The sequence below is a fragment of the Pseudomonas sp. FSO-7 genome (genome assembly GCF_059579345.1).
This window is the reverse complement of the sequence record NZ_CM184193.1, coordinates 1895104-1909452: the sequence shown is the minus strand read 5'-3', so window position 1 is coordinate 1909452 and position 14349 is coordinate 1895104. Positions and strand designations below refer to the sequence as shown.

The 14349-nt window shown below is 61.4% G+C and carries 13 protein-coding genes; 5 read left to right on the top strand and 8 right to left on the bottom strand.

The annotated features are described in order from the left end of the window. The 3 genes from mupP to AC515T_RS08410 all read left to right on the top strand — a co-directional run bounded on the left by mupP (window position 1) and on the right by AC515T_RS08410 (window position 2895). Entirely contained in the window at window positions 1-672 is a 672-nt protein-coding gene (gene mupP / locus AC515T_RS08420) for an N-acetylmuramic acid 6-phosphate phosphatase MupP (RefSeq protein ID WP_496532121.1), read from the top strand. A gap of 202 nt (window positions 673-874) precedes the next feature. Beyond that, the gene (locus AC515T_RS08415; RefSeq protein WP_496532120.1) at window positions 875-1615 is read left to right on the top strand and encodes a YciK family oxidoreductase; all 741 of its coding nucleotides are present in this window, start codon (window positions 875-877) and stop codon (window positions 1613-1615) included. Window positions 1616-1968: 353 nt separating this feature from the next. Beyond that, window positions 1969-2895, top strand: coding sequence for a GGDEF domain-containing protein (locus AC515T_RS08410; protein WP_496532119.1), 927 nt, complete (start codon window positions 1969-1971; stop codon window positions 2893-2895). A gap of 256 nt (window positions 2896-3151) precedes the next feature. Here the strand turns inward: AC515T_RS08410 and AC515T_RS08405 are convergent, their stop codons facing one another. The 7 genes from AC515T_RS08405 to AC515T_RS08375 form a co-directional block, all read right to left on the bottom strand. After that, window positions 3152-3922, bottom strand: a complete 771-nt coding sequence (locus AC515T_RS08405; RefSeq protein ID WP_496532118.1) for an iron-containing redox enzyme family protein — start codon at window positions 3920-3922, stop codon at window positions 3152-3154. Window positions 3923-4000: 78 nt separating this feature from the next. Beyond that, window positions 4001-6460 (bottom strand): EAL domain-containing protein, encoded by a 2460-nt coding sequence (locus tag AC515T_RS08400; protein WP_496532117.1) that lies wholly within the window; start codon window positions 6458-6460, stop codon window positions 4001-4003. Window positions 6461-6649: 189 nt separating this feature from the next. After that, window positions 6650-8476: an ABC transporter ATP-binding protein gene (locus AC515T_RS08395; RefSeq protein WP_496532116.1), complete on the bottom strand. Its 1827-nt coding sequence runs from the start codon at window positions 8474-8476 to the stop codon at window positions 6650-6652. After that, window positions 8469-9104, bottom strand: coding sequence for a DsbA family protein (locus AC515T_RS08390; RefSeq protein ID WP_496532115.1), 636 nt, complete (start codon window positions 9102-9104; stop codon window positions 8469-8471). The genes AC515T_RS08395 and AC515T_RS08390 overlap by 8 nt, the downstream gene beginning before the upstream one ends. A gap of 3 nt (window positions 9105-9107) precedes the next feature. Then, complete coding sequence (gene trhO, locus AC515T_RS08385; protein WP_496532114.1) at window positions 9108-10049, bottom strand: oxygen-dependent tRNA uridine(34) hydroxylase TrhO; 942 nt, start codon at window positions 10047-10049, stop codon at window positions 9108-9110. Between the two features lie 260 nt (window positions 10050-10309). Next, window positions 10310-10609 carry a BolA family protein gene (locus tag AC515T_RS08380; protein ID WP_305470273.1) on the bottom strand — a complete coding sequence of 100 codons (300 nt, stop codon included), beginning with the start codon at window positions 10607-10609 and terminating at the stop codon, window positions 10310-10312. A 12-nt stretch (window positions 10610-10621) separates the two neighbouring features. Beyond that, window positions 10622-11140, bottom strand: coding sequence for a DUF2059 domain-containing protein (locus AC515T_RS08375; protein ID WP_060738605.1), 519 nt, complete (start codon window positions 11138-11140; stop codon window positions 10622-10624). Between the two features lie 202 nt (window positions 11141-11342). Between AC515T_RS08375 and AC515T_RS08370 the strand changes: the two genes are divergently transcribed. Continuing rightward, window positions 11343-12737 carry a class II fumarate hydratase gene (locus AC515T_RS08370; protein WP_496532113.1) on the top strand — a complete coding sequence of 465 codons (1395 nt, stop codon included), beginning with the start codon at window positions 11343-11345 and terminating at the stop codon, window positions 12735-12737. A 144-nt stretch (window positions 12738-12881) separates the two neighbouring features. On the opposite strand, the gene AC515T_RS08365 is transcribed toward AC515T_RS08370, so the two are convergent. Beyond that, entirely contained in the window at window positions 12882-13844 is a 963-nt protein-coding gene (locus AC515T_RS08365; RefSeq protein WP_496532112.1) for a DMT family transporter, read from the bottom strand. A gap of 188 nt (window positions 13845-14032) precedes the next feature. Between AC515T_RS08365 and AC515T_RS08360 the strand changes: the two genes are divergently transcribed. After that, window positions 14033-14230, top strand: coding sequence for a DUF6316 family protein (locus AC515T_RS08360; RefSeq protein ID WP_496532111.1), 198 nt, complete (start codon window positions 14033-14035; stop codon window positions 14228-14230). Window positions 14231-14349 lie beyond the last annotated feature (119 nt).

Here is a 14349-nt window from a genome sequence, read left to right as displayed (position 1 = left end):
ATGCGTCTCAAAGCGGTTCTCTTCGACATGGACGGCACGCTGCTCGACACCGCGCCGGATTTCATCGCCATCTGCCAGGCCATGCGCGCCGACCGTGGCTTGCCACCGATGAACACCCAGCACATTCGCGACGAGATTTCCGGCGGTGCCCGGGCGATGGTCGCGGTGACCTTTTCCATGGACCCGGAATCACCGGGGTTCGAGGAGCTGCGCCAGGAATTCCTCGACCGCTACCTCAAGGGTTGTGCGGTCCACAGCCACCTGTTCGACGGCATGGCCGAAGTACTGGCCGATATCGAAGCGGCCAACCTGATCTGGGGCGTAGTCACCAACAAGCCCGTGCGTTTCGCCGAACCGATCATGCAGCAACTGGGCCTGGCCGAGCGTTCGAAAGTGCTGATCTGCCCTGACCACGTGAAAAACAGCAAGCCGGACCCGGAACCGCTGACCCTGGCGTGCAAGCTGCTCGACCTGGACCCGGCCAGCGTGTTGTTCGTGGGCGATGACCTGCGGGACATCGAGTCCGGCCGCAGCGCCGGCACCAAGACCTGCGCGGTGACCTACGGCTACATCCACCCGGACGACAACCCCCGGCACTGGGGCGCGGATGTGGTGATCGACCACCCGGCGGCGCTACGCGAGGTGCTGGATAACGCGCTGTGCGGTTGCTGAGCGGATTCTATTGAGTCGCTTGCGTGATGTCGCTTTGTGGCGAGGGAGCTTGCTCCCGTCCGGCGGCGAAGCCGTCGCCTGGGGACTGCTTCGCGGTCCAGCGAGAGCAAGCTCCCTCGCCACATAAAGCTCACCAAACTCACTGTCCATGATTGCTCTGCACCCACAGTACCGTGTCGCTTTATTTTGTTGAGGTTCTTTTATGTTTGATTATTCCGCCCGTCCCGACCTGCTCAATGGCCGGGTGATCCTGGTCACCGGCGCCGGTCGCGGGATCGGTGCCGCTGCGGCGAAAACCTACGCCGCCCACGGTGCCACCGTACTGCTGCTGGGCAAGACCGAAGCCAACCTGACCCAGGTCTACGATGAAATCGAAGCGGCCGGCCATCCGCAGCCGGCGGTGATCCCGTTCAACCTGGAAACCGCACTGCCGCATCAATACGATGAACTGGCGGCGATGATCGAAACCGAGTTCGGTCATCTGGACGGGCTGCTGCACAACGCCTCGGTCATCGGCCCGCGTACGCCGCTGGAACAATTGTCCGGTGAGAACTTCATGCGGGTGATGCACGTCAACGTCAACGCGATGTTCATGCTCACCAGCACCTTGCTGCCCCTGCTCAAGCTGTCCAAGGATGCGTCCGTGGTGTTCACCTCCAGCAGTGTCGGCCGCAAGGGCCGGGCCTACTGGGGCGCCTATGGCGTGTCCAAGTTCGCCACTGAGGGGCTGATGCAGACCCTGGCCGACGAAGTCGACACCGTCGCGGCCGTGCGCGCCAACAGCATCAACCCCGGCGCCACCCGCACCAGCATGCGCGCCCAGGCGTATCCTGGAGAAAACCCGCTCAACAATCCGACGCCCGAAGCGATCATGCCGGTCTACCTGTACCTCATGGGCCCGGACAGCGCCGGCGTCAACGGTCAGGCGTTCAACGCACAATAACGCCCCCGGCCGACATCGCGACGATTTACCGTCGCGATGTCGACCCCATTCGACGCCAAACCAGGCGAACCGCCAAGCCCTCGTCGCCGAACCTACCGCGCCCCACTGTCAACTCATTGATTCCTATCCGGTTTTTACGCAAGTGAACCGAATGGCACGACTTTCGCTCTAACCTCTTCAAACATGCCATCTTTGGCAGGTGATGGACGTTGAGACGAGACTTATGCCTGCCATGTAAAGCGGACTAAACTCAAATCAGTGGTCCTACGGGACTGAAGGACCAGTACGACGCGCAGCCCAAAGCCGCCACACCCAACCTGTCGGGACAGATTTAGCTTAGGGGCTAACGCCAAATGAAAACGCCCACCCAGATCAACGCGATCGACTTCGACAGCGCCAAATTGCAGCGCCTGGGCCTGGCCCAGCCATCGCCGCTCGCGGCACGCTCCGTCAGTCTGTCGCAATTGCGCCAGCAACTGAGCCAGCTCCTGCAGACCAGCCTGGAACCACAGCGCATCCTGGGTCTGTTTTTCCGCGAAATTCAGCGACTGGTGCCCCTGGATGCGTTGGCCTATCAGCACAAAGCCAGTGACCTGCGCCTGGAATTAGGGCAACGCGGACATCACACCCTCAGCTATAGCCTCAGCCATGAAGGCGACCACCTGGGAGAACTGGTTTTCCGTCGCAACCAACGTTTCACCAAGGCGGAACAGAGCGACCTCGAATCCATCATGTCGACGCTGCTGTATCCACTGCGCAACGCGCTGCTCTACCGCGCCGCCACCCAAAGCGCCCTGCGCGATCCGCTGACCGGGACCGGCAACCGCATCGCCATGGACCAGACCCTGATGCGGGAAATCGACATGGCCAAGCGTCATTCGCAACCCTTGTCGGTCCTGATGCTCGATATCGATCATTTCAAGCGCATCAACGATAGCCACGGTCACGGCGTTGGCGACGAAGTGCTCAAGGCCGTGGCCGAATCGATCAAGGGCCAACTGCGCAACGTGGACATGGTGTTCAGGTTCGGTGGTGAAGAATTTCTGATCCTGCTGGCCAATACCAGCCGGGATGCGGCGGCCATGGTCGGTGAACGGCTGCGCTATGCCGCCCAGGCCCAGGACTACTTCGCCGCAGGCACCCGGATCGATCTGACGGTCAGCCTGGGGTGCGCCACCCTGCTACCAGGGGAATCCTCGGAAAGCCTGCTGCGCAGGGCCGACAGCGCGCTGTACGTAGCCAAGCGCGAAGGTCGCAATCGACTGGCGATGGCCGGCTGAAAACAATTGTGGGAGCGAGCCTGCTCGCGATGACTGCAGCACATCCGACATCTGCGCAAGCTGACCCACCGCTATCGCGAGCAAGCTCGCTCCCACATGGGATTGGCGGTGGACCTGGCTTTGGCAGTCACCCAAACAACTGTGGGAGCGAGCCTGCTCGCGATAGCGGCCTGGCAGTCAACCTCCCCGTCGACTGTCAGACCGCTTCGCGAGCAGGCTCGCTCCCACAGGCTGTGGCTATCTGTAGCGGTAGTAATCAGCTCCCGGCCAGTGCCAGACGCTCACGGGGGGATGACGATTTACTCACCGCCTCCGCCTGTTCCAGTTGCATGCAACGCTCCAGGAACAGATACATGTAGTCATAGCTCTTGCACACGGCCTGGCGCAGCTCCGTTTGCAGGGCCTTGCTCGGGTTCATCCCCGCCAGCGTACAGATGATCTCCAGGGCTTCCCAAGGATGGGCATCGTCGTACTGGGCATGCATCTTCAGCCACTTCATGGCCCGCTTGCGGTCTTCCTCGGCGAAGGCGGCCGCGTAGACACCGTTGGAACACACCAGCGCCGACCACTCTCCCGTGGCACCCTCGATGGCATAGTTGGTCGCGGCGATGGCCACGATCAACGCGTCCGAGGAACTGGTGTGCCAGCACCAGTGGCTCAAGGCATGAAGCTCAGGCGGTACCTGCTGGGCCTGCAGGTCTTCCAGGGTCACGCCATGGGCGGCGCTCCAGTTGACCCAATAGTCGGCATGGTTGAGTTCGACACGAATGTTGCGCATCAGCCAGCGACGCGCCATGTCCTCGCCGGGGTGGCGGGCAAAGCGGGTCTTGGTGAGGTTCTGTGCCATGTATAAAGCGAACTGTTCGACGACCGGCCAACCACCAATGAGGTAGTGGCGCATGGTCTTGGCGCTGAGCTTGTTGTCGCGCATGCGCTGATACAGTTCGTGTTCGACAACCCGGCGCTTGCTCTCGCTGCAATCGGTAATGAGCTGCTGTGCCCATTTCGGATAACTTGTGGCGTCCATGAGCGGGCCTGTTCGGTTGAATGTGTCGATCACTGTCGGGCTCCTTTTGATTGTGATTTTCTCGGATCAACAAGAGGTTCAGCGGAACGTGCCGGGGGCCTTGAATAACAGCGGCCGGGGCCTGGCCGGCCGACATTGCAACGTGTCACAGGTAAACAATTGCGGGCGTTCGATCACATACCCCTGAGCGTAGTCCACCCCAATCTCCAGCAATGCCTGCTCGATCTGGGCGGTTTCTACAAACTCGGCAATCGTGCGCTTACCCATGACGTGACCGATGTGATTGATCACTTCGACCATTGCACGGTTAATCGGGTCGTCCAGCATATCCTTTACGAAACTCCCGTCGATCTTCAAGAAGTCTACAGGTAAATGTTTCAGGTAAGCGAATGAAGACATTCCGGCGCAAAAGTCATCCAGCGAGAAATAACAGCCCAAGCTCTTGAGTTCATTGATAAAACGGATCGCACTGCCCAGATTCGAAATAGCGCTGGTCTCTGTAATTTCAAAACAAATCATTTCCGGCGGAATCGAGTAAGCCGCGAACTGTTTACGCAGGAAGTCGAGGAACGCCTGATCTCCGATAGTTGTACCTGACAGATTAATCGCACACATCGCCATGGGCCCCTGGCGCGATTCGTTCAGGCACTGGCGGATGATCTTGAAGACATTTTCCACCACCCAACGGTCCAGGGACGTCATCAAGCCGTAGCGTTCCGCCGCCGGAATGAAGCTGTCCGGCAGGATCATCCGCCCGGCTTCGTCATGCAGGCGCAACAGGATTTCAATGTGCCCGCCACCATGATCGCCCGGGCCCAGCGCGGCAATTTCCTGGGCGTACAGGCAAAAGCGGTTTTCTTCCAGGGCCATGTGCAAGCGTTGGACCCAAGCCATCTCGCCAAAGCGCAGGGACAACTCCGAGTCGTCGGCATGATAGACCTGGACCCGGTTGCGCCCCTTTTCCTTGGCCATATAACAGGCCATGTCGGCGGCCCGCAGGGACGCCTCCAGGGTCGTCGGGGTCTGGGCGATATGCACCAGGCCGATGCTCACGGTGGTCACGAACGGCCGGCCCTTCCAGACAAAGTGCAGGTTCTGCACGGTCTGGCGCAGCCCTTCGGCGATCTTTTCCGCCACCTCCGGCGAACAGTTCTCCAGCAAGATCCCGAACTCATCGCCACCCAGCCGGGCCAGGGTGTCGTTTTCCCGCAGCCCTGATTGCAGCAAGGCGCAGATATGGCGCAACAATTCGTCACCCGCCGCATGGCCGCAGGTATCGTTGACCAGCTTGAACTGGTCCAGGTCGAGAAACATCAAGGCATGACGCCCGACCTGGCGAGTGAGGTTGTGCAAGGCCTGCTCGAGGCGATACTCGAACTCCCGGCGGTTGGCCAGGCCGGTCAGGGCGTCATGGGTGGCCTGCCACGACAGGTTGGCGATGTATTGCCGCTCCTGGGTCATGTCATGCAGCACCAGCACGGCGCCACTGACCTTGCCTGCATGGCGGATCGGCGCGCCCACCAGGGTGACCGACACGGTGCTGCCATCCAGGCGCTGGATCAGTTTCGAATGTTCGCTGGCGCCGCTGAGCCGACCGCTGAGGATGTGCTCGATCAGGGTCAGTCCTTCGCTCTGGGCATTGTCATCGAGCAAATTGAACAGCGCGGCCAGGGGCAAGCCCGTGGCGTGTTCGGCCTTCCAATGGGTCATCGCTTCGGCGGCGGGGTTCATGTAGGCGATGGCGCCCTCCACGTCGGTGGTGATCACCCCATCGCCGATGGATTGCAGGGTGATCTGCGCCCGTTCTTTCTCCATCTGCAGCGCATTGGCGAACACCTGCCGCTGGGCCAGCAGTTTATGGGTACGCAACAACGCCAGGACGATCAATCCCAGGGCGGTGGCGAAATTGGTCACCAGCAAGAGCCGCAGGATAAAACGCGAGCCCTCGCCCAATGCGTCGCTGAATGCCTTGGCAGCCGGGGTGACGGAATCGTTGATCGCAAAGATCTGGGCCTTCCAGCCGCGAATATCCACCTCCGACGCCTGGCCCGCGGCAATACTGCCGTGCATCCGCCGGGCGACATTATCCAATTCGGTCAGGTAGCCGTCGCCCACCGTCCAGAGATCGATAGCTTCTTCCAGGTAACTGAAATGACGGAAATTCAGATAAAGCCAGATCAGGCTGGACACATCGTCCGGGTGATTGCCGCCCTTGAGGATGCCGGCCCGTGCCGCTTCCAGGTCCGGCGGTTCGCGGTCCAGCGCTACCCGCAGTTCATGGCCGCCCTCGGGTACGGCAATGGCTTGCTGGTATTTGCGGAAAATCGCCTCGTCGCGGCTGTCGGCGTAGAGGTTGAGGTAATAAATGGCGTCTTTCTGGCCCTTGGACCAGAGGCTCTCCCCCGCCACATAACCGCGAACCGCGGACAGCACGTAAAGGCTGACGCCGCCAAGCAATGCCTGAAATAGCACAACGGCAATAAAGGGCCAGACGATGCCCAGCAGCCGTGGTGTTCCGAGAGTCTGCTTTTGCTTCATGAGGTCCCTTGCACAGGTATTGCCGGACGAACACCCGCCAGAATTCCGCTCCTGACTCAACAGCCTAGGCTAGTTTTCAACCCTTCGAACGAATGGATGAACAGATCGACAGACTTTGCGTGGAATTTGGAAGAATTAGCGGGTTTGCCTGCTTTTTTCCGATACTAAGCACAGAAAACGGCGGGAAACTCAAGGCTGCTGTATCTGTTGCAAATGACCGTAGAGTCGAGCGTAGAGCCCCCCCTCGGCAATCAACTGCAAATGGTCGCCGTCTTCGGCGACTTGCCCACCGTCGAACACCAATACCCGATCGGCCTGCTTCACCGCCGAGAGCCGGTGGGCGATGATCAACGTGGTGCGCGCGCTCAAAAAAAGCGCCAGGGCCTGGTGAAGGTTGTACTCGGTGGCGGCGTCCAGTGCCGAGGTGGCTTCGTCGAGAATCACCACCCGTGGGTCGGCCAGTACCATGCGGGCGATGGCCAGTCGTTGGCGCTGGCCGCCCGACAACCGCACTCCGGAGCGCCCTACTACACTTTCCAGGCCCTGGGGCAGCGCCCGTACCGTGGCGTCGAGCTGGGCGATTTCCAATGCCCGCCAGCAGTCGTCGTCGCTGCACGCGCGGCCCATGGCAAGGTTGGCCCGCACCGTGTCGTTGAACAGCGCCGGATGTTGCAACACCACTGCAACATTCTCCCGAATGGTGTCCAGGCCGATCTCCTGCTGCGTGGCGCCGCCGAAACGAATGCTGCCCGACTGTGGCGTGTACAGCCCCAGCAACAACTGCACCAGGGTGCTCTTGCCGCCGCCGCTGGCCCCGACGATGGCGACTTTCTCCCCCGGCGAGATGGACAGGTTCAATTGGTCGAGCACCAGCTCCTCGCTGTAACCGAAACTCAACCCCTGGATCTCGATACCCACGGTGTCACGGCCCTTGAACGGATCGACACCCCCCGTGTACTGGGGCTCGTCGGCCCGGGCCAGCAGTTCATTGATCCGGTTCAAGGCGCCGCCGGCCGCGTAATAGGCGTACTGCAGGTTCAACAATTGCTCGACCGGACCGATCATGAACCAGAGGTAGCTGAACACCGCCAGCATCTGGCCGATGGACAGGTCGGAAAACACCACGGTGAGCATGGCCGCCGCGCGAAAAATATCGATGCCGAACTGGAACAGCAAACCACTGGCGCGGTTCGAGGCGTCGGTTTTCCACTGCGAATTCACGGCGTAATCGCGGACCTCCTTGGCACGCATCCCCAAGCGGCCAAGAAAATAACCCTGGCGGTTGCCGGCACGCACTTCCTGGATGGCATCCAGGGTTTCGGTCAAGGCCTGGGTGAAACGCGAGGTACTGTCGTTCTCCAGTTTCTTGAGGTGCTTGACGCGCTTGCCCAGTTGCACCGTGGCGTAGATCACCAGCGGGTTGAACAACAGGATCAGCAGCGCCAGTTCCCAGTGCATCCACACCAGGATCCCGGCGGTGCCCACCAGGGTCAGCATCGCCACCAGGAAACGGCTGAGGGTCTCGCCGATGAATTTGTCGAGGGTATCCAGGTCGGTGACCAGGTGGGCCGCCACGGTGCCGCTGCCCAGGCTTTCGTACTCGCCCAGGGAGATTCGCTTGAGCCGTTCGATCAAGCGGATGCGAATGCGATAGACAATGTCCTTGGCCAACCTGGCGAACAAGCGCGCCTGCACCACGTTGAACAGCAAGGCGCCACAACGCAGGGTCAGGGTCGCCAGCAACATCAGCCCGATATAGCCGGCTGCGCTCTGCCACGCCGCGGGCAAGGCATGGTTCATGACTTTCAGGGCCGCATCGCCGTGTCCCAGCAGGACTTCGTCCACCAGCAGCGGCAACAGCAACGGAATCGGCACGCTGCACAGCGTCGCCAGCACGGCCACGCCGTTGGCGATCCACAGGGCTTTTTTATGCTTGAGGGCCAGGCGACGGATTTCCGCCCAGCTCAACCGGTCGATGCGTTGCGAGGACGACGGGTCTGACGGCCGCTCAGGCACAGGTCGCACGCTCCAGCCAGCGGCCAAGCAAGGGCGACAACTGGCTCAGGGGCTGGTAACCGTTGGTCAGCAAGGCCAACTGGCCGTCACGCTCGGCCAACAGCGTGGGGAACCCGGCAATGCCCAGATCCTGTACCCAGGTGAAATCCGCCGCGGTGGCCGCATGCTGGTCGGCGCGGTCGAAGGCCGCGGCGAATTCGATGCGTGGCAGCCCGGCCTGTTCGGCCAGCTCTACCAGGACGCTGGCGTGGGTGACATCACGGCCTTGCACATAAAAGGCTTGCTGGATCAGCTTCAACAGCGTCCAGGCCAGGTCCGGGGCCAGGCTGCGGGCCGTCACCAATGCCCGGCAGGCAGGCTCGGTGTCGTAGACGAAACCCTCCGGCAACGCGCCTTCCAGCTTGAAGGGCTGGCCGGTGGCCTGGGTCACGGCCTGCCAGTGCTCAAGAATGTAGCGCCGGGTGGTCGGCTCCAGCGCCGAACCGCTGCCGGTGCGCAAACCGCCCACCACCAGGTGCAACTCCACCCCCGCGGCCTGCGCCTGCTCGACCAATGCCTCGGCCACCGGGGCAAAGCCCCAGCACCAGGAACACATCGGGTCCATCACATAGAGCAGGCGTGACGTCATGGTTCAAGCCTCGGAAGTGGTTTGCTTGTAGTTGTAGCCGATCGGGTGCGGCATGTTGCGCGCCTTGGCCAACTCGATCTGCTTCTGCCGGTCGATGGCGCTGCGTCGGGTTTTCTCGCTCAGCTTATCCCAGCAATGCGGGCAACTGATGCCAGGCACATAGTGCTCCGAAGCGCGGTCTTCCACGCTCACCGGGGTACGACAAGCGTGACACTGATCGTAGTCCCCTTCGCTAAGGTCGTGGCGAACGGTCACACGGTTATCGAACACGAAGCAGTCGCCGCGCCACTTGGTTTCTTCCTGAGGGACCTCTTCGAGGTATTTCAGGATCCCGCCCTTGAGGTGATAGACCTCGTCGAAACCCTGGCCGAGCATGTAGCTGGAGGCTTTTTCACACCGAATGCCGCCGGTGCAGAACATCGCGACTTTCTTGTGTTTGGCCGGGTCGAAGTGGGCCTTGATGTACTCGGGGAACTCGCGAAAGCTGGTGGTCTTGGGGTCGATGGCGCCTTCGAAGGTGCCGATGGACACTTCGTAATCGTTGCGGGTGTCGATCAACAGCACTTCCGGGTCGCTGATCAGCGCGTTCCAGTCCTGCGGTTCGACGTAGGTGCCGACTTGCTTGTTCGGGTCCACGCCTTCAACGCCGAGGGTGACGATTTCTTTCTTGAGCTTGACCTTGGTGCGGTAGAACGGCTGCTCATCGCAGTACGACTCTTTATGGTCGATGTCGATCATGCGCGGATCGTTCTTGAGCCAGGCCAGCAGGCCGTCGATGCCTTCGCGGGTGCCGGAGACCGTGCCGTTGATGCCTTCTTCGGCGATCAACAACGTGCCTTTGATGCCGTTGTCGAGCATGGCCTTGAGCAAGGGCTCACGCAGCTCGACGTAATCTTCCAGGGTGACGAACTTATACAGTGCCGCCACGACAATGGGTTGTGCCATGGGTGTTTCTCCAGGTGGCTACCCTCGTAAAGGGTGAACCGGATGCGAAAAAAAACGCGCCGGGTGAGCGGCGCGTTGCGGATTCTAACAAAAACAATGTGGCTTTAGGAGCGAAGTGCCCTGGAGCGAAGCGCTTATCGTGGCGAGGGAGCTTGCTCCCGCTCGACGGCGAAGCCGTCGCTCAGGGGGCCGCTGCGCAGCCCAGCGGGAGCAAGCTCCCTCGCCACAAAAACTTGTTCACCCAAAAGCAGGTTGCCCGCTCAGTGCTTGCTGCCACCGGCACAGGTCGGCGAAGCCGGGGCCGCGTCGATCTGCGCCCACTCTGCGGGCGTATAGGTGTGCAGCGCCAACGCATGGAACTCGCCCATCAGCTCGCCCAGCGTGCCGTAGACCTTCTGGTGACGCTTGACGCGATTGAGCCCTTCGAACTGCTGGCTGACCACCACGGCCTTGAAGTGGGTCTGCAGGCCACGGCTGTGCATATGGCTTTCATCCAGCACTTGCAAGTGCTCGGGCTGCAAGAGCCCGAGTGTCGATTCGATGCGTTGTTGCATGCTCATACCGGGCTCCGCTTACGGCTTTTTCTTGGCTGGAGCGGCTTTTGGCTCGAGCTCGGCCGTCATGTCCGCCAGCAGCTTGTTGACCACCGGCACCGCGCTTTCAAGCTTGGCCTGGGTCAGCTGGGCCGATTGCTGGGTCAACTGCGGCATTTTTTCCAGGACTTTCTTGCCCAATGGCGATTGGTAGAAAGCGACCAGGTCCTTGAGCTCCGACTCGTTGAAGTTGCTGGTGTAGAGCTTGACCATATCCGGCTTGAGCTTGTTCCAGCCGATGGCCTGGTCCAGCGCGGCATTGGCCTTGGCCTGGTAGGTTTCCAGGGTGGCTTTTTTCGACTCAGGGGCCTTGGTCTGTTCAAAGCGCTGGGCAAACATCTGCTGCACTTGCATGTACACCGGAGTGCCCAGTTTGTCAGCGTGCGCCAGGGTCAGGAACGCTTCGGCGCTGGCGTTGTGGCTGGCGGTATCGGCGAAAACAGGGCCGCTGGCACACACCAGAGCAACTGCGGTACAGATGGCACGAAGACGGGTCATCGAGTTTCCTTTCATTACAGGCGAGGTAAAACCCCAAGGGCGACCATTCTGCGCCTAAAAAACGCCGGGCCTCAACCCCGTTGGTTATCGGGTCCGATTGACGGGCCGAACCCACCGCTCTTGGATTGAGGGATGATTGAGGGAACCGGTGCCGCCCATCTGGGCCTAAACTGCGCATTCAGCCTTTAAGGAGTTTGACCCGATGAGCCGTATCGAAACCGACAGCCTTGGCCAGGTTGAAGTCCCGGAGGACGCCTACTGGGGCGCCCAGACGCAGCGCTCCATGATCAACTTCGCCATTGGCAACGAGCGCATGCCGCTGTCGGTGTTGCATGCCCTGGCGCTGATCAAGAAGGCCGCCGCGCGGGTCAATGATCGCAATGGCGACCTCCCCGCCGACATCGCCCGCCTGATTGAACAGGCCGCCGACGAAGTGCTGGACGGTCAGCACGACGACCAGTTCCCGCTGGTGGTCTGGCAGACCGGCAGCGGGACCCAGAGCAACATGAACGTCAACGAGGTCATCGCCGGGCGCGCCAACGAACTGGCCGGCAACCCCCGCGGCGGCAAGAGCCCGGTGCACCCCAACGACCACGTCAACCGCTCGCAGAGTTCCAACGACTGCTTCCCCACCGCCATGCACATCGCCGCCACCCAGGCCGTCCATCAGCAATTGCTGCCGGCCATCGGTGAGTTGTCCGGCGGCCTGGCGGAACTGGCGGCGCGCCACATGAAGCTGGTCAAGACCGGTCGCACCCACATGATGGATGCCACGCCAATCACCTTTGGCCAGGAACTGTCGGCGTTCATTGCCCAGCTCGATTACGCCGAACGGGCGATCCGCGCCGCGCTACCGGCGGTCTGCGAACTGGCCCAGGGCGGCACGGCCGTGGGCACCGGGCTCAATTCACCCCATGGGTTTGGCGAGGCGATTGCCGCTGAACTGGCGGCGCTGTCGGGCCTGCCGTTCGTCACCGCACCGAACAAGTTCGCCGCGTTGGCGGGCCATGAGCCTCTGACCGCCCTGTCGGGCGCGCTGAAAACCCTCGCCGTGACCCTGATGAAAATCGCCAACGACCTGCGCCTGCTGGGCTCCGGGCCACGGGCCGGGTTCGCCGAGGTGAAATTGCCGGCCAACGAGCCGGGCAGCTCCATCATGCCCGGCAAGGTCAACCCGACCCAGTGCGAAGCCTTGTCGATGCTGGCTTGCCAGGTCATGGGCAACGACGTGACCATCGGTTTTGCCGCCAGCCAGGGGCATTTGCAGTTGAACGTGTTCAAACCGGTGATCATCCACAACCTGCTGCAATCGATTCGCCTGTTGGCCGATGGCTGCAGCAACTTCCAGCAACACTGCATCGCCGGACTCGAGCCGGATGCCGAGCAGATGGCTGCGCACCTGGAGCGTGGGTTGATGCTGGTGACCGCGCTGAACCCGCACATCGGCTACGACAAATCGGCGGAAATCGCCAAGAAAGCCTACGGTGAAGGGCTGACCTTGCGTGAAGCGGCGTTGCAACTGGGGTACCTGACCGATGAAGAGTTCGATACCTGGGTGAGGCCGGAGAACATGCTGGAGGCGGGTAGCCAGGGCTGAGCCTGCATCCCATGGAGATCAAATGTGGGAGCGAGCTTGCTCGCGATAGGGCCGGGCGACTCAACATCTTCATCGACCGTCAGGCCGCCATCGCGAGCAAGCTCGCTCCCACAATAGTTTTGTGTCAGGCAGCGCGCTGCGTTGTTAACGCTCTACCGCCAAACGCTCGCGCCGGGCCCTGAGCCCGGCGATCAACGAGGGCCCCAGGGCAACCAGCGCCGAACCCAGCACCACCAGCACCGCCCCGCCATAGCCCAGCAGGTTGATCTGCTCGGCATGGACATAATCAGGCCACCACCAGGCCGCCATCGCCACCGCGGCGAAGGTCACCAGCGGCGTGATCGCCAGGGTCGCGCTGACCCGCGACGCTTCCCAATGGGCCAGTGCTTCGGCAAACGCGCCATAGGCAATCAGGGTGTTGAGGCAACAAGCGAGCAACAACCAGCCTTGCAGCGGGCTCAATTGCAGCGCCTCCAACGGATGCACCCAGGGCGTGAGCAGCAGCGCGCAGAACAGGTAGATCACCATCATCACCTGCAACGAGTTCCACACCGTCAACAATTGCTTCTGGCCCAAGGCATAGAACGTCCAGACCGTCGACGCCAGCAACACCATCAGCACCCCGGCGGTGTAGTCGCTCAGGGATGTCAGCAACTCCCCCAGGCGCTGGTTGAAAAACAGCGTGAAACCGATCAGCAGCACCAGCAGGCCGATGCCCTGCCCCACGCTGAATCGCTCCTTGAACACGAACAGGCTGGCGACCAGCAACATGATCGGCCCCATCTGCACCACCAGTTGCGCGGTGCCGGGGCTCAAGCGATTCAGGCCCATCAGGTACAACACATAGTTGCCCACCAGCCCGAGCACCGCCATCGCCACCAGCCAGCCGCCGCGAGGGCCGAGGACCTTGCGACTGGGCAGGCGCCGGGTCGCCGCCAAATAAATGAACAGCAAACCGCCGGACACCAGCAAGCGAAACCAGGTCACGGTGACCGGGTCCATCACCTGCAGCACTTGCTTGAGCTTGATCGGCAGGATTCCCCAGAGCAGGGCAGTCAACAGGGCCAGGAACAAGCCGTAGACCCAGCGACCGGACGATATGTGCATGTAACCCTCGAAGCTCCAGACATGAACGGCCATTCTAGGCGTCTATTGCGCCACGACACAGGGACAGTTGGGCATAGGCCGCCCATGGGATTGTATGGGTCGTAGCCGTCGATCGGCTGGACAGGCGAGAACCAGGGACAACACATATGCTCATTTGAACCGACCTCGCTGCGCCATGGAGACCCGACATGCTTGGAAAACGCGCCTTGGATCCCGCCCCTACGACCATTTTCCGCAGTGACCGGATCTGCCGGATAAACGGCGAATTTTACTTCAACACCCGGGAAGGCACCCAGGAAGGGCCCTTCTCCAGTCGCGAGGATGCGTTGCGGGAGGTGGAAGCGTACGTACAGCGAATGCTGCAACTGACTCAGGTTGCCAGCTAAACACTCCCACGGCTGGCGCAATACTTTTGTGGCGAGGGAGCTTGCTCCCGCTGGGTCGCGAAGCGGCCCCCTGCCCTATCAATAAACCGCATCGACAGGTTGGCGACTGCTGCGCAGTC